This window comes from Streptosporangium sp. 'caverna', from assembly GCF_003203775.1.
Lineage (GTDB): Bacteria > Actinomycetota > Actinomycetes > Streptosporangiales > Streptosporangiaceae > Streptosporangium > Streptosporangium subroseum.
On sequence record NZ_CP029711.1, the window covers coordinates 27,709 to 50,389 of the forward strand.

Annotated in this window: 20 protein-coding genes and 1 pseudogene; 11 read left to right on the forward strand and 10 right to left on the reverse strand. The window is 68.9% G+C overall.

Annotated features, from left to right (window positions below):
• Positions 1-99: 99 nt before the first annotated feature.
• The gene (locus DKM19_RS00140) at positions 100-2,280 is read right to left on the reverse strand and encodes a transglycosylase domain-containing protein (protein WP_239514008.1); all 2,181 of its coding nucleotides are present in this window, start codon (positions 2,278-2,280) and stop codon (positions 100-102) included.
• 361 nt (positions 2,281-2,641) lie between these two features.
• On the opposite strand from DKM19_RS00140, the gene DKM19_RS00145 reads away from it, so the two are divergent.
• A complete protein-coding gene (locus DKM19_RS00145; protein WP_012887233.1) occupies positions 2,642-2,938 on the forward strand; it encodes a WhiB family transcriptional regulator in 297 nt (98 codons plus the stop codon).
• A 283-nt stretch (positions 2,939-3,221) separates the two neighbouring features.
• Here DKM19_RS00145 and DKM19_RS00150 read toward each other — a convergent pair whose 3' ends face one another.
• Positions 3,222-4,376 carry an ArsA family ATPase gene (locus DKM19_RS00150; protein ID WP_110693942.1) on the reverse strand — a complete coding sequence of 385 codons (1,155 nt, stop codon included), beginning with the start codon at positions 4,374-4,376 and terminating at the stop codon, positions 3,222-3,224.
• Entirely contained in the window at positions 4,373-5,377 is a 1,005-nt protein-coding gene (locus DKM19_RS00155) for an ArsA-related P-loop ATPase (protein WP_110693943.1), read from the reverse strand. Before DKM19_RS00155 ends, DKM19_RS00150 begins: the two co-directional genes overlap by 4 nt.
• 152 nt (positions 5,378-5,529) lie before the next feature.
• Between DKM19_RS00155 and DKM19_RS50465 the strand changes: the two genes are divergently transcribed.
• The 4 genes from DKM19_RS50465 (at position 5,530) to DKM19_RS00170 (ending at position 7,852) form a co-directional block, all read left to right on the forward strand.
• The gene (locus DKM19_RS50465; RefSeq protein WP_089209016.1) at positions 5,530-5,685 is read left to right on the forward strand and encodes a hypothetical protein; all 156 of its coding nucleotides are present in this window, start codon (positions 5,530-5,532) and stop codon (positions 5,683-5,685) included.
• Complete coding sequence (locus DKM19_RS00160) at positions 5,682-6,140, forward strand: RidA family protein (protein WP_110693944.1); 459 nt, start codon at positions 5,682-5,684, stop codon at positions 6,138-6,140. The genes DKM19_RS50465 and DKM19_RS00160 overlap by 4 nt, the downstream gene beginning before the upstream one ends.
• A 90-nt stretch (positions 6,141-6,230) precedes the next feature.
• A complete protein-coding gene (locus DKM19_RS00165; protein ID WP_110693945.1) occupies positions 6,231-7,067 on the forward strand; it encodes an NUDIX domain-containing protein in 837 nt (278 codons plus the stop codon).
• Positions 7,064-7,852, forward strand: coding sequence for an MBL fold metallo-hydrolase (locus DKM19_RS00170; protein WP_239514009.1), 789 nt, complete (start codon positions 7,064-7,066; stop codon positions 7,850-7,852). Before DKM19_RS00165 ends, DKM19_RS00170 begins: the two co-directional genes overlap by 4 nt.
• Before the next feature lie 10 nt (positions 7,853-7,862).
• Here DKM19_RS00170 and DKM19_RS00175 read toward each other — a convergent pair whose 3' ends face one another.
• Entirely contained in the window at positions 7,863-8,543 is a 681-nt protein-coding gene (locus DKM19_RS00175; protein ID WP_110693946.1) for a Crp/Fnr family transcriptional regulator, read from the reverse strand.
• A gap of 87 nt (positions 8,544-8,630) precedes the next feature.
• On the opposite strand from DKM19_RS00175, the gene nth reads away from it, so the two are divergent.
• Entirely contained in the window at positions 8,631-9,350 is a 720-nt protein-coding gene (gene nth / locus DKM19_RS00180; RefSeq protein ID WP_089208988.1) for an endonuclease III, read from the forward strand.
• Between the two features lie 430 nt (positions 9,351-9,780).
• On the forward strand, positions 9,781-10,422 hold the full coding sequence (locus DKM19_RS00185) for a CoA pyrophosphatase (protein WP_369987716.1): 642 nt from the start codon (positions 9,781-9,783) through the stop codon (positions 10,420-10,422).
• Here DKM19_RS00185 and DKM19_RS00190 read toward each other — a convergent pair.
• On the reverse strand, positions 10,372-10,923 hold the full coding sequence (locus DKM19_RS00190) for a HEAT repeat domain-containing protein (RefSeq protein ID WP_110693947.1): 552 nt from the start codon (positions 10,921-10,923) through the stop codon (positions 10,372-10,374). The genes DKM19_RS00185 and DKM19_RS00190 overlap by 51 nt on opposite strands.
• A gap of 72 nt (positions 10,924-10,995) precedes the next feature.
• Between DKM19_RS00190 and DKM19_RS00195 the strand changes: the two genes are divergently transcribed.
• Positions 10,996-12,192 carry a MarP family serine protease gene (locus tag DKM19_RS00195; RefSeq protein WP_110693948.1) on the forward strand — a complete coding sequence of 399 codons (1,197 nt, stop codon included), beginning with the start codon at positions 10,996-10,998 and terminating at the stop codon, positions 12,190-12,192.
• A 112-nt stretch (positions 12,193-12,304) separates the two neighbouring features.
• Here DKM19_RS00195 and DKM19_RS00200 read toward each other — a convergent pair whose 3' ends face one another.
• From DKM19_RS00200 to acs, 5 genes are all read right to left on the reverse strand, one after another.
• On the reverse strand, positions 12,305-12,754 hold the full coding sequence (locus DKM19_RS00200; RefSeq protein ID WP_110693949.1) for a DUF309 domain-containing protein: 450 nt from the start codon (positions 12,752-12,754) through the stop codon (positions 12,305-12,307).
• On the reverse strand, positions 12,751-13,674 hold the full coding sequence (locus DKM19_RS00205) for an alpha/beta fold hydrolase (RefSeq protein ID WP_110693950.1): 924 nt from the start codon (positions 13,672-13,674) through the stop codon (positions 12,751-12,753). The genes DKM19_RS00200 and DKM19_RS00205 overlap by 4 nt, the downstream gene beginning before the upstream one ends.
• A complete protein-coding gene (locus DKM19_RS00210) occupies positions 13,671-14,147 on the reverse strand; it encodes a phage holin family protein (RefSeq protein ID WP_110693951.1) in 477 nt (158 codons plus the stop codon). Before DKM19_RS00210 ends, DKM19_RS00205 begins: the two co-directional genes overlap by 4 nt.
• A gap of 26 nt (positions 14,148-14,173) precedes the next feature.
• Positions 14,174-15,382: a Na+/H+ antiporter NhaA gene (nhaA, locus tag DKM19_RS00215; protein ID WP_239514010.1), complete on the reverse strand. Its 1,209-nt coding sequence runs from the start codon at positions 15,380-15,382 to the stop codon at positions 14,174-14,176.
• 289 nt (positions 15,383-15,671) lie between these two features.
• Positions 15,672-17,657 carry an acetate--CoA ligase gene (gene acs / locus DKM19_RS00220; RefSeq protein ID WP_110693953.1) on the reverse strand — a complete coding sequence of 662 codons (1,986 nt, stop codon included), beginning with the start codon at positions 17,655-17,657 and terminating at the stop codon, positions 15,672-15,674.
• A gap of 474 nt (positions 17,658-18,131) precedes the next feature.
• Here acs and DKM19_RS00225 point away from each other — a divergent pair, with 474 nt between their 5' ends.
• The 3 genes and pseudogenes from DKM19_RS00225 to DKM19_RS00235 form a co-directional block, all read left to right on the forward strand.
• Positions 18,132-18,917, forward strand: a complete 786-nt coding sequence (locus DKM19_RS00225) for a Fic family protein (RefSeq protein ID WP_110693954.1) — start codon at positions 18,132-18,134, stop codon at positions 18,915-18,917.
• Positions 18,918-20,139: 1,222 nt separating this feature from the next.
• On the forward strand, positions 20,140-21,186 hold the full coding sequence (gene ssd, locus DKM19_RS00230; RefSeq protein ID WP_110693955.1) for a septum site-determining protein Ssd: 1,047 nt from the start codon (positions 20,140-20,142) through the stop codon (positions 21,184-21,186).
• A pseudogene (locus DKM19_RS00235) lies at positions 21,183-22,352 on the forward strand (TadA family conjugal transfer-associated ATPase); the annotation flags it as partial. The gene ssd and the pseudogene DKM19_RS00235, both read left to right, overlap by 4 nt.
• Between the last annotated feature and the right edge of the window lie 329 nt (positions 22,353-22,681).

Sequence of the window (22,681 nt, forward strand, 5' to 3'; positions counted from 1 at the left end):
CCCCTGAGGGCCCCGCTCGGTACGGCAGGCCGCCCCGTGTGACCGGAGCCCTCCCGACGACCCTGGAACACGGGGGTCGCCGGGAGGGCTCCGGTGTCACTACGGGATGACGATGGGAGCGCCGCCGTTGGGGTCCGGGGGCGGGGGCGGGCCGTCGCCGCCGTCGTCGCCACCATGATCGCCGCCCCGGTCACCCGGGTCGCCCTTGGCCTTCGGGGGCGGCTTGGGCGCGCACCTGCCGCCCGAGCAACCGCCGAAGCGCTCCATGTCCACCGGGGTGAAGGCGGTCGGATCGACGCCCTTCAGAGCGCGGGACATGGAGGCGTTCCAGATCTGGCCGGAGATCGTGGCGCCGTACACGTAGCTGTAGTACTGGCCGCCGATGGTCACGCCCGTCAGGTCGTGCTTGAAGGCGCCGCGCGGGTCGCCGAGGCTGACCGCGGAGGCGAGGTCGGGGGTGAAGCCGGCGAACCAGGCGGCGGTGTAGGCGTCGGTGGTGCCGGTCTTGCCCGCGGCCGGGCGGCCGATGCCGCCGTACTCGGCCATCGTGCCCTTGGTGAACACCCCGGACATGATGTGGGTGGCCGCGTCGGCGACCTTCTCGTCCAGGACCTGCTTGCACTGCGGCTTGTAGGCCGTGGCCTTGTTGTCGCGGTCGCGGATCTCGGTGATGGCCATCGGCTTGCAGTAGGCGCCGCGGGCGCCGAGCGTCGCGTAGGCGGCGGCGACCGTCACCGGGTCCATCTCGTTGACCCCGAGGGTGAAGGTCTCGACCTCCTGGAGCTTGTCGCCGTCGGCCCGCTTGATGCCCAGGCTCTTGGCCGTCTTGACCACGTCGCAGAGGCCGACCTCCTGCTCCAGGCGCATGAAGAAGGTGTTCACCGAGCCGAGGGTGCCGGTCGTCAGGGTCTTGAAGCCGCCGCCGCCCTCGCTGGAGTTGTGGATGTCGTGTTTCGGGTCTCCGACCGAGTTGCCCTTGCAGTCGCGGAAGGCGCCGTAGCTCGGGGCGTTGTAGGCCGAGCCGGTGCCGAAACCGTCGTCGATCTTGAGCCCCTCGCCCAGGGCGGTGACCAGGGTGAACATCTTGAACGTCGATCCGGCCTGGAAACCCCTTCCGCCGCCGTGGATCCCGTCGGCGGGGAGGTTGTAGCTGATCTCGTTCTTCTTCTTGTTCTGCCCGTACTTCCGGCTGGCGGCCATCCCCTTGATGGCGCCGGTGCCGGGAACGACCATCGCCTGCGAGGCGACCGGCTTGTCGCTGGTCTTCACGTACTGCTTGATGGCCTTCTCGGAGGCCGCCTGCGCCTTCGGGTCGAGCGTCGTCTTGATCGTCAGGCCGCCGCGCTGCAGCTGCCTCTTGCGCAGCGCCGGGGTCTTGCCGAAGTCCTCGTTGTTGAGCATCTCGTATTTGACGTAGAGGCAGAAGTACGGGTACGGGCTCGAGTCGCAGTCACCCGGGACCGGGGTGTCCTTGAACCCGAGCTTCTTCGCCTTGGCCTCCTGCGCCTCCTGCGGCGTGATCTTGCCGAGCGTGGCCATCCGGTCCAGGACGATGTTGCGCCGGTCCAGCAGCCGCTGGCGGCTCTCCTTGCCGGCGTTCGGGTCGGTCCGGCTCGGGTTCTGCACGGCTCCCGCGAGGGTGGCCGCCTCCCACAGGTTCAGCTTGGAGGCCGGCTTGCCGAAGAAACGCTTGGACGCGGCCTGGATCCCGTAGGCGCCCGCACCGAAGTAGGAGATGTTGAGATAGCGCTCAAGGATCTCCGGTTTGGTGTACTTCTCCTCGATGGCCAGCGCGTAGCGCAGCTCGTTGAGCTTGCGGGAGACCGTCGGCGCGATCGCGGCCGCCTTCGCCTCCTTGGTCTCGGCGCTGTTGAGCCGCACGAGCTTGACGTACTGCTGGGTGATGGAGGAACCACCCTGGACGTCACCGCCGCCCGCGGAGTTCTTCGCGAACGCGCGGAAGGTGCCTTCGAGGTCGATGGCCCCGTGCTGGTAGAACCGGTCGTCCTCGATCGCGACGATCGCGGTCTTCATGAGTTCGGAGACCTGGTCGAGGGTCACCGACTCACGGTTCTCGAAGTAGAACTGGGCGAACTGCTTGCCGTTCGCGTCGAGCAGGACGGTCTTCTCCGGGAGCGGGGGTTCCTTCAGCTCCTCGGGCTGTAGGTGCAACTCGTCCGTGGCGGCGTTCACGGTCAGCCCGGCCCCGCCTACCGCCGGAAGTGACACGGCGGCGACGAGCACACCCGCGACGGCGGCTGCGGCGAGCAGCCGAAGCACATTGAGGACCGCCGACCCCAGATTTTTGCCATGAGCTTGCACGAGTCAAGGGTACGTCGGACGGATGTCTCATACGGTAACGGAACGCCATCGAGTCCATGCGTGCGTCGGACAGATGTCCCAAACATGAACGGAACACCATTTTGGTCTGTCCGTGTCTCGATCGCTTGGACAGGTGACTAGTCATTCCCGGCCAGATGGCCGTGGATGACCATGTGAGAATTTGGTCCCGCCGGGGTCTGTCGGCCCGAACGTCTGATTGCGTACGTTCTCTTTCTGCGGCAATTGAATACCGAAGGCTCGACGCCCGCGCCCGTCGGCCCCAAAGTCACGACTGACCACCTAAGGGGAGTGGGGTCGAATGTGGATCACGGATTGGACCTCCCGTGCGGCCTGCAAGGGTGCGGATCCTGACGCATTGTTCGTTCAGGGTGCTGCCCAGAACCGAGCAAAGCTGATCTGCCGAGGGTGCCCGGTCCGGACCGAGTGCCTCGCCGATGCGCTGGACAATCGCATCGAGTTCGGGGTGTGGGGCGGGATGACCGAGCGCGAACGCCGGGCGCTGTTGCGTCGGCGACCGGATGTCGATTCCTGGCGAGACCTGCTGGAATTGGCCAAAGAAGAGTACGAGCGAACAAATGAGCTGATAGCTGGCTGAGTTCGCGCGAAAATCCTGTACGGCTGGTGCCAAGCGCCAGCCGTACATTGTGTACACCTGGCCTGGCATTTCCTATTCGTAGGTGTGCCTGGCCAGGCGTCAGCTGCACAGGCATATGCCGGGCCGGGCGCCACCGGTCCGCGCATATGCCCGTGACGCCCAATACGACATGCTTGTCCATCCGGCGGAGCCGTCCGCCGCCGCCGTATTTCCAGCGGCAGGCGGGATCGTGCCGAGCCGATCATGAGTGCCACGAGGCGCACACGCCCATGGGCGTGTGCGCCTACTGTGCGCTCAGGAGCTCGCCCACCTCGCGCAGACCCTCCAGGTCGTGCACGTCCTGCGCCATGGCGGGAACCCGTGCCACGGGCACCGTGGGATGGGCGGAGACGAAGTGTTCCTGCTCGCGGTGCTCACGGGCGGCCAGCTGCATCCGGCCGGCGTGCAGCCGCAGTACGGCGGCGGTCAGCTCGTGCTCGCCCCGTGACTCCAGATCCTCGGCCGCGGCGGTGCTCCGAGCCGCCGACAGCACGCCCGCCGGCGAGAGGTGCATCCGGTTGATCACGAGTCCGGCCAGGGGCATGCGCTCGGAGGCCAGCCTCTCCACGAAGTAGGACGCCTCGCGCATCGCGTCGCGTTCGGGCGAGGCCACGACGACAAACGCGGTGCCGGGAGCCTGCAGGAGCTTGTAGGTCTGGTCGGCGCGCGCCCTGAACCCGCCGAAGACGGCGTCCAGGGCGGACACGAAGGTCTGCAGGTCCTTGAGCACCTGCGCGCCCAGCAGCTTGGTCATGGCCCCGGCGATGACGCCGAACCCGGCGTTGAGCAGCTTGAACGCGCTGCGCCCTCCGGCCTTGGCCGGGGCCATGAGCACCCGGATGAGCCGTCCGTCGAGGAAGCGGCCCAGCCGTTCGGGCGCGTCCAGGAAGTCCAGCGCGGAGCGGGAGGGCGGGGTGTCCACGATGATCAGATCCCAGTCTCCCGAACGACGGAGCTGCCCGAGCTTCTCCATCGCCATGTACTCCTGCGTGCCGGAGAAGCTGGACGACAGAGACTGGTAAAAGGGGTTCGTCAGGATCTGGCGGGCTCGCTCGGGGTCCGCGTGCGCCTCGATGATCTCATCGAAGGTCCGCTTCATGTCGAGCATCATGGCGTGCAGCTTGCCCTTGCCCTCCACGCCCGCGACGAGCCTGGGGGTGTTGTCGAGCTCGGTGAGCCCCATGGACTGCGCCAGCCGCCGGGCGGGGTCCACGGTGAGCACCACGGCGGAGCGGCCGCGCTCGGCCGCGCGCAGTCCCAGTGCCGCCGCGGTGGTGGTCTTGCCGACGCCGCCGGACCCGCAGCAGACGATGATCCGGGTGCCGGGGTCATCGATGATCGCGTCGAGGTCGAGAACCGGGGCGTCCCGGTGCCCGCCGCGCTCGGTGCGCTTGCTCATGCCGCTCCCTGGGTGCGGATGGATTCCGCCAGCTCGTACAGTCCGGACAGGTCCACCCCGTCGGCCAGCAGCGGCAGCTCGTAGCTGGGGCGGGCCGCCTCCTCCAGCGCCAGTCTCTCGCGACTTTCGAGCTCGGCGCGGTGGGCGTGATCGGCGATCTCCTCCGCGAGCGCCTCGGCCGCGGAGACCGCGGCCGAACCGCCGTCGGTGAGCCCGGCCGCCTTGAGACCGAGCACCAGCTCCGCCGGGTCGAACCGGCCCTCGGCGGCGGCCTCCAGAACGGAGTCGGGCAGCAACGACTCCCTGACCATGTTGATGAAGACCCCGCCGGGCGGGAGACCGATCGTGCGGAGCTCCTGCAGCCCGTCCAGGGTCTCCTGGACGGGCATCTCCTCCAGGAGCGTGACGAAGTGCACCGCGGTCTCGGGGGAGGCCACGACACCGTTCACCAGGTCGGCGTGGTTCTTGATCGGGCCCATCCTGGCCAGTCCCGAGACCTCGTTGGTGACGTTGAGGAAGCGGGCGATCCGGCCGGTCGGCGGCGCGTCGAGCACGACCGCGTCGTAGACCCGCCTGCCGTTCTTGCCCTTGCGCCGGACGGCCTCGCTCGTCTTGCCGGTGACCAGGACGTCGCGGAAGCCGGGGGCGATGGTCGTGGCGAAGTCGACGATGCCCATCTTGCTCAGCACCTTGCCCGCCCTGCGCATGCCGTAGAACATCTCGAGGTAGTCGAGCATGGCCTCCTCGGCGTCGATGGCCAGCGCGTAGACGTCCCCTCCGCCGGGCGCGACGGCGATCTTCCTCTCCTCGTACGGCAGCGGCGGCAGATCGAAGACCTGCGCGATTCCCTGCCGGCCCTCGACCTCCACCAGCAGAACCTTGCGGCCACCCGCGGCGAGGGCGAGGGCGAGTGCGGCGGCCACCGTGGTTTTACCGGTGCCGCCCTTACCGGTGACGACGTGGAGACGTACGCCGTCCCAATCGGTGTCGCGAGCTCTCACATTTCGAAGGCTACCCAACGGGCCCTTGACGATTCGCCACGGCCTTGCTCCGTGCGTAAATATGTGACTTCTCACAGTTGCCGCCGCAGGCCGGTCCACGGGAAAGCCCGGATGGAACCGATCGCCACAGCCGCCTCGCTAATGTGTCCCACATGACGAAATGGGAGTACTCCACGGTGCCGCTGCTGGTCCACGCGACCAAGCAGATTCTTGACAACTGGGGCCTGGACGGCTGGGAGCTCGTCCAGGTCGTGCCCGGGCCGAACCCCGAGCAGCTGGTCGCCTACCTGAAGCGGCCCAAGCCGTGACCCCGCAGGAGAGGTTGACGGCGCTGGGCCTGGTTCTGCCGGAGGTCGCGGCGCCGCTGGCGTCGTACGTCCCGGCGGTCCGCACGGGCGACTACGTCTACACCTCGGGCCAGCTCCCGATGGTGGACGGCAAGCTGATGACGACCGGCAAGGTCGGCGACGAGGTGAGTGCCGAGGACGCCCACAGCCTTGCCAGGATCTGCGCGCTCAACGCGCTCGCGGCCGTCGCCTCGGTCTCCGGCGGCCTGCCGAACGTCGTCAGGATCATCAAGGTCGTCGGCTTCGTGGCCAGCGCTCCCGGTTTCACCGGTCAGCCGCGGGTGGTCAACGGGGCCAGCGAGTTGCTCGGCGAGGTGTTCGGCGACGCGGGCATCCATGCCCGCAGCGCGGTGGGCGTCGCGGTCCTCCCGCTGGACGCGCCCGTCGAGATCGAGATGATCGTCGAGGTTCGCTGACATTTGCCAGATTTGTTGGTGATTGTCCAGGGGCGGATGGTGCCACATGATGGATCCTGAAACCGAGTGAGGTTCTGGTGGAGGGTCTGAATGGGTGGTATCCCGCTTCCTGGTGAGCTGGGTGAGCGCGCACGCGACATTCTGGCCGGGCGGGTGGAGCCCGTCCCGGCCCGGGATGCCGCCACCGTGGTCATCCTCCGAGAGGGCCCGCGGAGCGCGGAGGTCTACCTGCTGCGGCGCAAGGCCAGCATGGCCTTCGCGGCGGGGGCCTACGTCTTCCCCGGAGGTTCGGTGGATCCGCGCGACACCGACCAGGCGGTCGCCTGGGCCGGACCCTCGCCCGCCGCGTGGGGCGAGGTCTTCCACGCGGACGGCGCGACGGCGCGGGGGCTGGTGTGCGCCGCCGTACGAGAGACGTTCGAGGAGTCGGGCGTGCTGCTCGCCGGACCGTCCGAGGACTCCGTCGTGGCCGACACCACCGGCGACGAGTGGGAGGCCGACCGGCTCGCCCTGATCGGCAGGAGTCTGTCCTTCGCCGACTTCCTGGACAGGCGCGGTCTTGTCCTCCGTTCCGACCTGCTGCGCCCCTGGGCCCACTGGATCACCCCCGAGGTCGAGCAGCGGCGTTTCGACACCCGGTTCTTCGTCGCGGCCCTCCCGCCCGGCCAGCGCACCCGTGACGTCGGCGGTGAGGCCGACCAGGTCGCCTGGGTGCGGCCCGCAGACGCGCTCGACCGCGCCAAGAACGGTGAGATCTTCCTGATGCCCCCGACCCACCGCACGCTCGGCGAGCTGAGCGCCTACGAGAAGGTCCCCGACGTGCTCGCGGCCGAGCGGGAGATCGTCACCCTCATGCCGAAGATCGCCGAGGTGAACGGGGAGATCCACATCGTGCTCGACGACGACTACAGGTTCGGTGCCGCGTGAGCGGGCTGCGGATCCCCCTGGAGGGGCCCGACGGCTCGGGCACGGCCCACGCCTTCAGCCTTCTCGCCCCGAACCCGTCCCCGATGACCCTGGACGGGACCAACACGTGGGTGATCGGCGACGGGGAGGACGTCCTGGTCGTCGATCCCGGACCGGACGACGAGGGGCACCTCGCGAGGGTCGCCGGCCACCTGGAGGGGCGCAGGGTCGCGACGATCCTGCTCACCCACGGCCACCACGACCACAGCGGTGGCGCGAGGACGTTCGCCGCCCTGGTCGGCGCGCCCGTCAGGGCGCTGGATCCCGCGCACCGGCTGGGCGAGGAGGGGCTCGGCGACGGTGACGTGCTCACGGTCGGTGGCCTGGAACTTCACGTGGTGGGCACGCCGGGCCACTCGTTCGACTCGCTCTGCTTCTGGCTGCCCGAGGACCGGGCGATCCTGACCGGGGACACCGTGCTCGGCCGGGGCACCACCGTGATCGCTCCGGACGGTGACCTGGCCGACTACCTGCGGTCCCTGGACCGGCTTCGCGCGAGGACCGAACAGGTCGGCGCCGAGGCGCTGCTGCCGGGCCACGGCCCGGTGCTGCCCGATCCGATCGGCGCGCTGGACGGCTACATCGCACACCGGCGGCAGCGGCTGGACCAGATCCGCCGGGCACGCGAGGGGGGTGCGAAGACGCCGGAGGAGATCGTGGCGATCGTCTACGCGGACGTGGACCGATCGCTCTGGTTCGCCGCCGAGATGTCGGTCCGCGCCCAGCTGGCCTACCTCGACGGTTAGCCCTGGACGGTCAGCGCGAGCGGTTGTGCAGCCGCTCCAGGTCCATGATGACCACGGCCTTGGCCTCGATGCGCAGCCAGCCGCGCTGGGCGAAGTCGGCCAGGGCCTTGTTCACGGTCTCGCGTGAGGCGCCGACCAGCTGGGCCAGCTCCTCCTGGGTGAGGTCGTGGTGGACCCGGACGCCGTCCTCGATCCGCTGGCCGAAGCGCTCGGCCAGGTCGAGCAGGGCCTTGGCGACCCGGCCGGGGACGTCGGTGAAGACCAGGTCTGCCAGCACGTCGTTGGTACGGCGGAGCCGCTGGGCCAGGGCGCGCAGCAGGTGCAGGGCGACCTCGGGGCGACCGGTCAGCCAGGGACGGAGGTCGTCGTGGCCGAGTCCGGCCAGGCGGACGTCGGTCAGGGCGGTGGCGGACGCCGTACGGGGGCGGGGGTCGAACAGCGACAGCTCGCCGAACATCTCGCTCGGGCCGAGCACGCTGAGCAGGTTCTCCCGGCCGTCCGGCGCAGTCCTGGAAAGTTTGATCTTGCCTTCGAGCACCACGTAGAGGCGGTCCCCGACCTCGTTCTCGGCGAACAGGTTCTGTCCCTTGGACAGTTGCACCTCGGAGATGCTCGTGCGCAGCGCGGCGGCGCTCTCCCGGTCGAGCGCCGAGAACAGCGGGGCCTTGCCCAGCACGTCGTCGGTGTTCACAGTGCCTCCTGTTTCACGGCTCACGCAGTCATTGTGACCTATCACACCGTCCGGCTCTCCAGGGGGCCATGCGCGTAGGCTGTCGGAGTGCTCCACAACGTCAGCCCCGCAGGTGAATCCCGGCTTGCCCTGGTCCGTCGAGCTCGCCGGATAGACCGCATTTTGGCGGAAACCTACCCTGATGCGCACTGCGAGCTCGACTTCCGCAATCCCCTGGAGTTGCTGGTCGCGACGATCTTATCTGCGCAGTGTACGGACAAAAGGGTCAATACGGTTACTCCTACGCTTTTCGCGAAATATCGGACAGCAGAAGACTATGCGAGCGCAGACCGTGCCGAGATGGAGGAGATCATCCGGCCCACCGGGTTCTTCCGGGCCAAGACCAACAGCATCGTCGGCATGGCCCAGGGCCTGTGCGACCGCTACGGCGGCGAGGTTCCCGGCAGGCTCAAGGACCTGGTGACCCTGCCCGGAGTCGGCCGCAAGACCGCCAACGTGGTGCTCGGCAATGCCTTCGGGGTGCCCGGGATCACCGTGGACACGCACTTCCAGCGGCTGGTGAGCCGGTTCCACTGGACCACGGAGACCGACCCGGTCAAGATCGAGCAGGTCGTCGCGGAGCTCATCCCGAAGCGCGACTGGACGATGATGTCCCACCGCCTGATCTGGCACGGCCGCCGCATGTGCCACGCTCGCAAGCCCGCCTGCGGCGTGTGCCCGCTCGCCGCCCTCTGCCCCTCGTACGGCACCGGCCCCGTCAACCCCGCCGAGGCCGCCAAGCTGGTGCGTCCAGGGCCGTTCTCTTGACGTCCTCTCCAGCGTGAACGCCGAAGATTCCTGCCATGTCGCTTACGCGACATCTCGGTGGGTTCCTGTTTCACAGCCAGGAGCCTGGACGAGTCCAGGTCTTATCTCAGCTCCGCAGGCGTTTCATGTCTCCGCCCGTCCGGCGGCGACTCGAAAAAATTATCGGATCGCGTCCTCATCCGATGGCAAAACCGAGAAGGTCGGGGCCTGGCCCGCATTTCGGTAGCCGGTCAGGGCCGTTCTCACAACCGGGCGAGGCCGTTCTCGTCATTGAGCGGTCCGCGCCGGGGTGGGGTGAGGCCGTTCTCGTAACGGTCCGGGACCGTCCCCGTAACCGGGCGGGGTCATTCTTCATAACCGGGCGGGGTCGTTCCCGTGACCGGGAAGCGTCGGGCGGGCCGCTGTGTTGCAGAAGACCGGAGGTGTGCCCGTGGAAGTGCCTGGGTGGTTGGAGACGCTGGCCGAGCGTGCCGCGAGGACACCGGTGCCCCCGATGTTGCGCCCGCCCCCGTCCGGTGGACGCCCGGCCGCCGTGCTGATGCTGTTCGGCGAGGGGCCGCTCGGCCCCGACGTGCTGCTGATCCAGCGCAGCTCGCGAGGGCGCACGCACGCCGGACAGCCCGCCTTCCCCGGCGGAGGGGTGGATCCCGAGGACGACGGCCCGATCGCCGCCGCGCTGCGCGAGGCTCAGGAGGAGACCGGTCTTGATCCGTCCGGTGTCCGGGTGATCGGCACGATGTCCGAGCTGTACGTGGGACACAGCGACAACCGGGTGACCCCGGTGCTGGGCTGGTGGCACACGCCCTGCGTGGTGCACGCGGCCTCGCCCGACGAGGTGGAGTCGGTGGAGCGGGTCCCGATCCGTGAGCTCGTCGATCCGGCCAACCGGCTCAGGTTGCGCCACTCGAGCGGCTACTGCGGGCCGGCGTTCCGGGTGCGCGGGCTGCTGGTGTGGGGGTTCACGGCCGGAGTGCTCGACGGGGTGCTCGCGAGTTCGGGTTTCGAGCTCCCCTGGGATCGATCAAGGGTCGAGGAGCTGCCCCCTGACGTTCTCAACCTCGCGTCCCGTTGACAGCGCCAGGCCGAGGCAGGCCCAGTCGGCCACGTCGTCGTCGGGGTCCTCGATCAGTCGCCGCAGGGCGGACAGGCCGGTCGGGTCGGGCGGGTTGCCCATGATGTTCGGCAACGCGTAGGCGGCGCCGTAACGAACCCTGGGGTCGGCGTGCTCGGCCAGGGCGATCACCGAGGGCAGCGCCCGGCGGTCTCTGAGGTGACCGAAGGCGATCAGCACCGAGTAGAGGACCAGGCAGTCGTCCTCACGGACGGACAGGGAACGGAGCACCGGCAGGCTGCGGCCGACAAAACCGAGCCGGCCGAGAATATCCACCCCGAGCATCCGCTCGGACGGAGTTTTTCCCGAACACAGCCGCCGAGCCGCGGTGAAAGTCTCTAGATCGCCCCGTTTTTGCAGCTCATTGATGGCCTGCCAGCGGATCGCGCCGTCCTGGTCCTGATCCCGCAGCGCGGTCTCGATGAGAGACTCCACGGCCGCCGACCCCCCGATCGTTGCCATCTGGACACGATAACCGCAGATACCTCGGGGAAGGTGTGCACGCGCGGGACAACGGCTGGATACCGTAAAGGGGTGAGCGGTGATCTTCTCGATCTCATCCTGATCGCCCTGATGGTGGCCTTCGCGGTGTCGGGATACCGCCAGGGGTTCATCATCGGGGTCCTAAGCTTTGTCGGATTCGTTGGGGGTGGGCTGCTGGGCATGTTCATCGCCCCGCCCATCGCCGGGGCCATAGTGAAGGGCGAGACGGAGCGAGCGCTGCTCGCCATCGTCATCGTCTTCCTCGCGGCCACGATCGGGCAGTTCGCGTCGTCGACGATCGGCGCGGTGGTCCGCAGCCATGTCACCTGGGAGCCCGCCAAGGTGGTCGACGCGGTCGGGGGCACGTTCACCAGCGCGTTCTCGGTGCTGATCATCGCCTGGCTGATCGGCTCCCTGCTGATCTCGTCGCAGTTCACCATGCTCAGCGAGCAGGTCAACAAGTCCTTGTTGATCAGCACCGTCGATCAGGTGATGCCGACGGGAGCCAAGGAGCTGCAGGGGCCGTTCAAGGCGTTCATCGACACCTCCGGCTTCCCCAAGGTGTTCGACGCCATAGGGGGCGGCCAGTTCGTCGAGGTCGCGCCGCCCGACCGGAGCGTGCTGAAGGGCCCGCAGCTCGCGCGGGCCCGCAAGGGCATCGTCAAGGTCCAGGGCGTCGCCACGAGCTGCAGCAAGCACATCGAGGGCACCGGATTCGTCTACTCGCAGAACCGGATCATGACGAACGCCCACGTGGTCGCCGGGGTCGACAAGGAGCTCCAGGTCACCGACTACCTCGGCCACTCCCACCGGGCCAAGGTGGTGCTCTACAACCCCGACAGGGACATCGCGATCCTCTACGTCCCCGGCCTGAACATGCCGCTCCTGCGCTTCGACGGCAATGCCAAGCAGGGCGACGACGCGATCATCGCGGGCTTCCCGCACGGCCTGGGCTTCACCACCAACGAGGCCCGGATCCGGGTGCAGCAGAGGGCCAACGGGCCGGACATCTACGAGCGCAAGTCCGTCACCCGCGACGTCTACTCGATCCGCGGCCTGGTCCGGCAGGGCAACTCCGGCGGGCCGTTGCTCACCACGGACGGCCGGGTCTACGGCGTCGTCTTCGCGGCGGTCCTCGACCAGCCGGAGACCGGTTTCGTGCTGACCGCCGCGGAGGTGGCCCCGGACGCCGAAGACGGCTCCAAGCTGGTCAACGCGGTGGGCACCCAGGAGTGCAACCAGAACTGAACGCGGTGGGCGCTCAGGAGCGCGCCCAGGACCGAACGCGGAGCGCGCCCAGGACTGAACACGGTGGGCGGCCAGAACCGGCGGCCCCTCCGCAGCACGTGCCGTTGAAGCGCTAGAGCAGGGCCCGGATCCTGGAGATGGCCGTCCCGGCGTCGGGATCCTCCAGCTCGTCCAGCTCGCGGGCGGCCCGGGCGATCTCCTCGTACGGCATGCCGTACGAGGAGATCCTGTCGGCGCCCCGCGCGAACAGCGCCGCGGCCCCGCGCCGGTTGCCCCGCTGAAGGTGGGTGAGGCCGACACAGATCTGCGCCAGACCCTGCCACAGCTCCCGCTCCTCCTCCGGGGCGGTCTTCCAGCGGCCCTCCAGCACCTCGTGGGCATGGAACGGCCGGCCCTCGTCGAGCAGGCGGCGCGCCTCGGAGAGGGCCTCCTCCGCGCTCGGCGCGTAGTCGTCGGGGATACGCTCCACACCCTCGGCCCCGTGGGGCAGCGGCCGTCCGAGCGCGTCCCGGGGACGCTGGTTGCGCGCCCTCCCGTCCGGATCCCGGTCGCGTGGGATCATCGGTCGGGCTCCGGGTCGGCCAGCCAGCTGATGAGCTCGGCGTCGAACTCCTCCGGGCGCTCCTCGTGCGGGAAGTGCCCCGCGCCCTCGATCAGCCGCCACCTGTAGGGGGCGACCACGTAGCGGCTGGAGCCCTGGGCGGTGCGGGGCAGCATGTGCCCGTCGAGCGCGCCGTGCAGCTGCAGGGTGGGCGCGTTGATCGCGGCGCGCATGGTCCTGGCGTAGCGGAGCCCGTCGGGGCGGAGCTGGGAGCGGGCGAACCAGCGGTGATACTCCAGTGCGCAGTGCGCGACGTTGGGGATGCGGAACGCGTCGCGGTAGGTCTTGGCCACGTCCTCCTCCGGCCAGCCGGGCCCCGACCACTGGTCTAGCATCCGTCCCACCATCGCGCCCTCGTTGGCGGTCAGCCGGCGCTCGGGGAGGAGCGGCAGCTGAAAACCCAGCGCGTAGCGGTTGGCCTTGAGCTGGCCGAACGGTTCGGTGAGCAGCGCGGAGCGGAGCCGGAGCGGGTGTGGGGCCGCCACCGGGACCAGCCGCAGGACCGTCTTGGGGTCCATCGCGGCCATGGTCCAGGCCAGCAGTCCGCCCCAGTCGTGACCGACGACGATCGCGCCGGTCTCGCCCAGCGCCCGGATCAGCCCGGTCGCGTCGGCGGCCAGGGTGCGCAGGTCATAGCCGCGAGGCGGCTTGTCGCTGGCACCGTAGCCCCGCAGGTCGACGGCGACGGTGTGATATCCCGCCGCGGGCAGCGAGACGAGCTGGTTGCGCCAGCTCCACCAGAACTGCGGGAACCCGTGCAGCAGGAGCACGAGAGGGCCCTTACCGGCCTCCACGACGTGGAAGCGGGTGCCACCGGCATGCACGGCGCGGTGGGTCCACGGGCCCTCGATCCTGGCCAGGGATTCGTCGGGATCGCTCATGGAGTCGGTCTCACCGGCTCGCTCACCGGCTCGCGACGCGCGCCGATCTGGCCTGCGGAGGCCGGAGCGGCCGGGGCGAGCTCGCTCTCACCGCTCTTGATGGTCTTGAGCGAGCGGAGGGTTCCCTTCATCCAGGTCATGCCCTTGAGCCGCCGCATGCCGATGAAGGCCAGAATCCCGGCCACGAGCAGATAGAACCCCGTGACGATCAGGAAGGCCGCCCAGGGCCAGATGCCCACGCCGATCAGGGCATAGGCGATGGCGAACGAGAGCAGGATCAGGCACAGGTGTCCCATGAACGCGGCCGCGCCGAAGAGTCCACCGGCCACGCCGACCCGTTTGGCGTCGAACCTGAGCTCGGTCTTGGCGAGTTCGATCTCGGCCCGGACCAGGGTGGAGATGTGGTCGGTGGCCGTGGCGACGAGCGCGCCCAGCGACTCCTCCTGCGGTTCCGTGGGCGGAATCTGTGTCATGAACGATCTCCTATCGAGGGCCGGTGTCAAACATCATCCTGCGCGTTGAGGCGGTGGCGCACGCGCACCCGGAGCAGGATCGTGGCCAGGACCGAAGCCGTGAGGCTCGCCACGAGCACGCCGGTGGTCACCATGTTCACCCGTTCCGGATCGTCGCCGTAGGCGAGGTTGCCGATGAGCAGGGAAACGGTGAACCCGATCCCGGCCAGTATCGAGACGGCGGCCATGTCCCGCCAGTGCAATTCCTCCGACAGTCTCGCCAGGCCCAGCCGTACGGCCAGCCACGCCCCGCCGAAGACACCGAGGAACTTACCGACAACCAGTCCGGCGATCACACCGAGCACCACCCGATCGCTCAGTATCGTGCCGAGTCCCTCCACGCCGAGTACTACCCCGGCGGACAAAAAGGCGAACACGGGCACCACGAAGCCCGCCGAGACGGGGCGGATGTAGTGGTCGGCCCGTTCGCCGGGGGAGCTCTCCTCGCGGGAGTCGCTGTGCACTCGGGTCATCAGGCCGAGCGCTACCCCGGCGACGGTCGCGTGAACGCCGCTGATCTCGACGAGATACCAGGCGACGAGGGCGAGCGGTAGATAGATCCAGAGACCTCGGACCCGTTTTGCCTGCAGCAGGCCGTACAGGGCGATGATCACGGCTCCGGCGAGCAGGGCCAGGAGGTTCAGATGCTCGGTGAAGAAGACGGCGATGACGGTGATCGCACCGAGGTCGTCCACCACGGCGCTGGTCAGGAGAAACGCCCGGAGCGCGGCGGGCATCGAGCTGGCCGTCACGGCCAGTACGGCGAGGGCGAAGGCGATGTCGGTGGCCGTGGGGATGGCCCAGCCTCGTCCCGCGCCCGGTGCGCCCCAGCTCACCGCGAGGTAGATCAGGACGGGCACGATCATGCCGGCGACGGAGGCGAGGATGGGCAGCGCGGCACTGCGGAGGTTCGAGAGCTCGCCGTGTACGAACTCCTCCTTGACCTCCACCCCCGCGATGAAAAAGAAGATCGTGAGCAGGCCGTTCTGCGCCCACTGGGAGAGGGTGAGATGGAGGTGAAGGGCTTCGGGACCGAAGGTCGCGGTGCGCAGCGCCTCGTAGGAGTCGTTGGACACATTGGCCCAGACCAGCGCGGCGACGGTGGCCAGCAGCATCAGGATGCCGCCGACGGTCTCGGCCCGGAGTGCCTCGGCGAGTTGGCGGGCGTATCGAACCGTGGGTCGGAAAGGCCACATATCAGCAGGTCGGCGCATGAAACCTCCGCGAATGCAGGGAGAGACGCTCCCTCCCCGGCCGACCAGACTTCCCGGCACACCCGGCCACCAGCCTACAGAAGCCCGTGAATCGGGCCCCTGCCAGGCTTGTGGACGCCGATGGGGCCCTGCTGCTCAGAGCACGGGGGAGTTTGCCGGCAAGAGCGCGGATGGGTCCGCTTGCAAAAGGCGCGAACCCCCGTCGCCGGACATTCGCGCCTTCGCGGTATTCGAGAGGGCGTCCGAGGGCTCGGCCCCCGCAGCCCCGGTCTCAGTCCTCGCTCTTGGCGCTGGGCAGTTTCTCGGAGATGAGGTTCATCACCGTGCTGTCGGCCAGCGTGGTGACATCGCCGATGCTGCGATTCTCCGCCACGTCGCGCAGGAGACGCCGCATGATCTTGCCGGAGCGGGTCTTCGGCAGTTCGGGGACCACCAGGATCTGACGCGGCTTGGCGATCGGGCCCAACTCCTTGGACACGTGGGCACGGAGCTCGGTGGCGATGTCGAGGCCCTCCTCGGCGTTGCCGCGCAGGATCACGAACGCCACGATGGCCTGGCCGGTCACCGGGTCGGTCGCGCCGACCACGGCCGCCTCGGCGACCTTCGGGTGGGAGACCAGCGCGGACTCGACCTCGGTGGTGGAGATGTTGTGGCCGGAGACGAGCATGACGTCGTCCACGCGGCCGAGCAGCCACAGGTCGCCGTCCTGGTCCTTCTTGGCGCCGTCGCCCGCGAAGTACACGCCCTCGAAGCGGGACCAGTAGGTGTCGATGTAGCGCTGGTCGTCGCCCCAGATCGTGCGGAGCATGGACGGCCACGGGTCGCGGATCGCGAGGAAGCCGCCGCCGCCGTTGCCGACGTTGTCGCCCTGGTCGTCGACCACGTCGGCGGTGATACCCGGAAGGGGACGCATGGCCGCGCCGGGCTTGCCGCTCGTCACGCCGGGGAGCGGGCTGATCATGATGGCGCCGGTCTCGGTCTGCCACCAGGTGTCCACGACCGGCGTACGGTTGCCGCCGATGTGCTCGCGGTACCAGACGTAGGCCTCGGGGTTGATCGGCTCGCCGACGCTGCCCAGGATGCGTAGGGACGACATGTCGTACTTGGCGGGGATGTCGTCGCCCCACTTCATGAAGGTACGGATCGCCGTCGGGGCGGTGTAGAGGATCGTGACCTTGTACTTCTGCACGATCTCCCAGAACCGGCCCCTGTGCGGGGTGTCCGGGGTGCCCTCGTAGATGACGCTGGTCGCGCCGTTGGCCAGCGGGCCGTACACGATGTAGGAGTGACCGGTCACCCAGCCGATGTCGGCGGTGCACCAGTAGACGTCGGTGTCCGGCTTGAGGTCGAACACCGCGTGGTGGGTGTAGGCGACCTGGGTCAGGTAGCCGCCCGTGGTGTGCAGGATGCCCTTGGGCTTACCGGTCGTGCCACTGGTGTAGAGGATGTAGAGCGGGTCCTCGGCGCCGTGCGGCTGCGCCTCGTGGACGTCCGGCTGCCGGTCCACGATGTCGTGCCACCAGACGTCCTTGTCGGTCCAGCCCACGTCCTGGCCGGTCCTTCTCACGACCAGGACGTGCTCGATGCCGGGGCAGCTCTCGACCGCCTCGTCCACGGTCGGCTTGAGCGCGCTGGGCGCGCCACGGCGGTAGCCGCCGTCGGAGGTGACCACGACCTTGGCGTCCGCGTCCTGGATCCGGCCGCTGAGCGCGGTGGCGGAGAACCCGCCGAACACCACCGAGTGGACCGCGCCGAGGCGGGCGCAGGCCAGCATCGTGATCGGCAGCTCGGGGATCATCGGCATGTAGATGGCGACCCGGTCACCCTTGCGTACGCCCAGCTCCTGCAGCGCGTTGGAGGCCTTGGCGACCTCGCGTTGCAGGTCGGAATAGGTGAGGGTACGGCTGTCGCCCTCGGGCTCGCCCTCCCAGTGATAGGCGACCTTGTCGCCGCGGCCCGCCTCGACGTGGCGGTCGACACAGTTGTAGGCGATGTTGAGCTCGCCGCCGACAAACCACTTGGCGAAGGGAGGGTTCCAGTCGAGCGTGGTGTCCCAGCGCTTCGACCAGGTCAGACGGTCGGCCTGCTTCTCCCAGAAGGCCAGGCGATCCTGTTCCGCCTCGGCATAGGCGTCGGCGGTCACGTTCGCGGCCGCGGCCAGGTCGGCAGGAGGGGCGAACCGCCGGGTCTCTTTCAGCAGGTTCGACAACGTCTCCTGGGTCTCACGCGGTTCGGAACCAGGGGTCTCCGGGGCCACTACGCACTCCTTAGGTACTGCTGGTCTACAGGTCGTGTCCCACTTCACCAGTCCTGTGGTGCCTGCCACAAGAGGTCTAGACAGGTCCATACCAACCGGTGACAAGGGCTCGTGATGACTCGCAAAAGCCTTATTGGCGAGGATAACTGCTGCTCAAACGTTGCGTTTTCGACACCGTAGGAAAGTGGCGGGTGCTATTCAACGTGGTTCGGGGCGATGGAGCGCTGGACGGTGCCAGGCGCTCGGTGAACGGTCCGACGGTCTTTCCCGCCCTCCGCTCCAACCCGTTCTCCGCGCCGATCCGTTCTCCGCGCTGACCCGTCACCCGGCCTGACCCTTCACCCGCTCTGGTCCGCGACTCGCCCGTCACCCGCTCTGGTCCGTCATCCGGCCCAACCCGCGATACGGCCTGGCCTGGAGCCTTCTCGACGGTGCCGTCGGGACCCTGCCGACTGGCCGGTAGGGTCGGGGAACGTGAGCGACCCATTGGCTGTAATCGCCGAACTGCCCGGGGTGTCCGAGGCGGTCACCGATGCCCGCAAGGCCGTGGACAGGCTCTACGGGCACCGCGTGCTGCGGCGCAAGAGCCCCGAGGTGTCGGCCAGGTCGGCACTGCGTGGGGCCAGGGCGTCCGCCGCGTTGGAGGGCGTAGACGTCCCCCTTGAGGCCATCCCGGAGGTCACCGACCCCGTCGTCCAGGGCGCGCTGAGGGTCTCGGCCGAACTGGGACGGCTCGGTCCGACCTGGCGTACGGCGCCGCGACAGGTTCTGGCCAGGCTGCACACCTTGGCCGCCGCCGGCCTGACCGAGGATCTCGGCCGCCCCCGGACCGGCATCGAGGCACCCGACCTTCTCGGTCTGGGCGACGCTCCGGGCCCCGAGGAGACGGTGGCTCGGGTGGACGGGCTGGTTGAGCTCGTCACGGGGTCCGCCGGGGGTTCCTCCAAGGCGCCCGCGTTGGTGCTCGCCGCCATCGTGCACGCCGAACTGGCGGTGTTGCGGCCGTTCGGGTCGGCGGACGGAGTGGTCGCGAGGGCCGCGGAGCGGCTGACGCTGGTGGAGTTCGGTCTGGATCCGAAGTCGCTGGCGGCCGTCGAGGTGGGTCATCTCGAACTCGGCACGGCCTACGCGGAGAGCCTGAAGGCCTACCTGAGCGGAACCCCCGACGGGGTCGCGACGTGGGTACGGCACTGCGCCTCGGCGATCACGCTGGGCGTGCGCGAGGCCACGGCGATTTGCGAGGCCATGCAGCGCGGCTGATCACGTAGCGCTGCTGATTACGGACATCGTCCCCACAAGACCGACGGCGCCCCTGGTAATGGGGCGCCGTCGCCGGCACGTCCAACCTGGTTACCAAGCGTGCACCCAATAATCGTTGTAACGGGACAAGCCCGTTACAACGCGCCTCCCGCGGCTGGCGGCGCGTGGGTACCAGGCGGCCGTGCCCGGACAATTGGTCCGTAAAACCTTTGTACGACGGATCCCGGCTGATGGGAAGCCCCAGAACCAAGACCTTTACGGATCGTGGGTATTAATGGACAAAACATCCTTATGCGGAGCGGTCTGTCTTGTCGGCGGCGATCAGACCGGTCGGCCGGGCCGGTCGACGCACCGACCTTGATCACTCTATGTGATCATAATCTGGTGCGTCGGAACGGGTTTCGGTCGGACGATGTCAGGCGTCTGGACCGATGCATTAAAAAAACTAGTGAAAAGTGGAGATTACTCCTCGACGAAACTGAAGTGGATCGGGCAGCATGAGGGTGTATCTCCCCAAACCGGAGTAACTGCGCACGGGTTGGTATCGCAATCCTCTTGCCATGCTCTGGTTGCTGTTGAAAGCTTTCTTCTGAAACGGGACCGGCTCTACCCCCCCAGAGCCGGACCGGTTGGCGACCCCCGCTCTCCCCCCCGGCGGGGGTCGCCACTTTTTTGATCACTCCGCTCCCGCCCGCACCGGCGGCGCCCCCTCCGCCGGCGCTGTTTCCGGCGGTTGCGTTCACGGGGTTGCGGCCATTGATCATCGGCGCTGACCATGCTTTCCGCGCTTCCGCGAGGCTCGGCGACGTCCGCGGTCACGAACCTGAGACCCCGCGGACCTCGCCATCGGTCGAAGCGCCTCTCCGCCCCGGTCGCCGAGCCGGGTTTCCTCAGGCACCGGCCTGAGCACCTCTCCGCCCCGGTCATCAGGCCGAGTCCGTCCCTTGGTCGTGGTCGCTGAGCCGAGTCTCCCCGGTCTCCAGGCGCCGGCCCGAGTGCCCCTGCCTTGGTCACCGGCCTAACTCCCCTCGGCACACCACGAGGACATCATTCGAACAGTGCGTTCCCGGGCTCTCCGGGTGATGACCGGCCGGCATTTCGGCGACCGGTTGTCCACAGGTGAGATGGAATCCGGTCCGGTTATCCACAGCCCGGCATCCGGCGCCCCTGGAGGGACGGGCCATCCCGGAAGGTGGGGTTCCCGCACTTCAGGGAGGAACCGTTGGACCGCCCTCTGGTCATCACCGAAGACCACGATCTGCTTGATGATCTGCTCCGCGTGGCCGCGGCCGCCGGAGCCGAGCTTGACGTCGCTCATGTGCCCGCACATGCCCGGCCCTACTGGAATCGCGCTCCCCTGGTCGTGGTCGGCAGCGACATGGCCGACGCGCTGGCCGCCACCGGCCCGCCGCCCCGCCACCGCGTCATCCTGGTCACCCACGCCTCCGAGGACCCCGACACCTGGCGCAAGTGTGTCGCCGTCGGCGCCCAGACCGTCCTGGAGCTGCCCTCGGCCGAGCGACAGCTGGTCGACGAGTTCGCCGATGTCGTAGAGCCGCAGACGAGGGCGGGACACGTGGTCTGCGTCGCCGGTGGACGCGGCGGAGCCGGAGCCAGCGTCCTCGCGACCTCGCTGGCGCTGGCGGCCTCGCGGCAGCGCGTCCGCACCCTCCTCATCGACGCCGACCCGCTTGGCGGCGGCCTGGACGTCCTTCTGGGTCAGGAGGAGACAGGCGGAGCTCGCTGGTCCGACCTGGTCGCCCGCGAGGGCAGGGTCAGCTTCACCGCGCTCCAGGCGGCGCTGCCCTCGTTCGCAGGGCTGACGCTGCTCTCCTTCCACCGCGGCGAGGTCGAGGCCATCCCCGCAGAGGCGATGCGCTCGGTCATCGAAGCGGGGCAGCGAGGGTTCGACCTGGTGGTCGTCGACCTGCCTCGCCATCCCGACCAGGCCGCGGTGGAGGCTCTGGGCAGGGCCACCACCACCCTCCTCGTCGTCACCGCCGACGTGCGCGGCGTGCTCGCCGCGGCTCAGGTGCTCAGCGGGCTGCGCAGGCACACCGGTGAGGTGCGGGTCGTCGTGCGCAGCGGGGTCCTGGACGACGACGTGGTGACGACCTCCCTGGGCATGCCGTACGCGGGGAGTCTCCCCGATCAGCCTCGGCTCTCGGCCGCCCTCAACCGCGGAGACTTCCCCCCGCTCAGCCGTCGAAGCTCTCTGGGTCGCTTCTGCGCCTCGTTCCTGCAATCGCTGTTCGGAGGTTCTCCATGAGGCGCGCCGAGATCGCTGCGGTCTCACCCGAGCTGGTGGAAGCAGTCCGGGTACGACTGGCGCGGACCGGAGTCGAGCCCAGCGCCGCACACGTCGCGGTCGCGCTCCGCGCAGAGCGAGCGGTGCTGGGCGACGCCGAGATCCTCGCGGTGGCCCGTGTCCTGTGTGCCGACCTGATCGGCGCCGGCCCTCTGGAGCCGCTGCTGGCCGAGGCCGAGGTCACCGACGTGCTGGTGAACGGCCCACGCGAGGTGTGGGTCGACGACGGTCACGGCCTGCGCCTGACCTCGGTCGTCTTCCCCGGAGAGGACGCGCTCCGGCGGCTCGCCCAGCGCCTTGCCTCGGCCGCGGGAAGGCGTCTCGACGATGCCTGTCCCTATGTCGACGCTCGCCTCGCCGGGGGCGTCAGGCTTCACGCGGTCCTCCCGCCCGTGGCCCCGGGTGGCACCTGCCTGTCTCTGCGGCTCCCGCCCCGCCGCACTTTCACCCTCCCCGACCTGGTCGAAGCGGGCACGATCAGAGCCGACAGCGTCCCCGTGCTCACCGCGGTGGTCGAGTCAAGGCTTGCCTTCCTGGTCACCGGGGGCACGGGCACAGGAAAGACAACCCTGTTGTCGGCCCTGCTGTCCCTGGCCGATCCCGGCGATCGGCTGCTGCTGGTCGAAGATTCGGCCGAACTGAGGCCACTGCATCCCCACGTCGTCCGTCTGGAGTCCCGTCCGGCCAACCTGGAGGGAGCCGGCGGCGTCGGTCTGCGTGACCTTGTCCGCCAGGCCCTGCGCATGCGCCCGGATCGCCTTGTCGTCGGTGAGGTCAGGGGAGCCGAAGTAGTTGATCTACTGGCCGCCCTCAACACCGGTCACGAGGGCGGATGCGGCACCTTGCATGCCAACACCGCGACCGATGTGCCACCCCGGCTGGAGGCACTCGCCTGCGCCGCCGGCCTCAGCCGGGAGGCGGTCCACAGCCAGATCGCCGCAGCCCTGGACGTCGTCATCCATCTCGCCCGTGACCACGCCGATGGCCGCCGCAGGGTGGCCGAGATCTGCATGATGATCCGTCGTCCCTCAGGGTTCGTTGACGCCGAGCCGGCCCTCACCTTCTCATCGGACGGCCGAGTGACCTCCGGCCCGGGTCTACCTGCCCTTGCGGCCCGCGCACCCGGCATTCTCACGCCGCCCGGTGTTGCCCGTCAGCTGTACGATCCTGCGCCGTCCGGTGCCACCCGTAGGTCATGCGAATCTGCGTCGCCCGGTGTTGCCCGTCAGCCGTTTGATCCTGCGTCGCCCGGTCTCATCCGTCAGCCGTTTGATTCTGCGCCGCCTGATGTCACTCGTCAGCCGCTCGGACCTGTGTCGCCCGGTCTCATCCGCAGGCCGTACGGATCCGCTCGGCAGGAGCATCGCCACGAGCGGCCGGAAGGGTCCCCGGCGACTCGCCGATCGCTGTATGGCTCTGCTCCGGGTTACGGCTCCGTTCCGGACGCTCGGGAGGC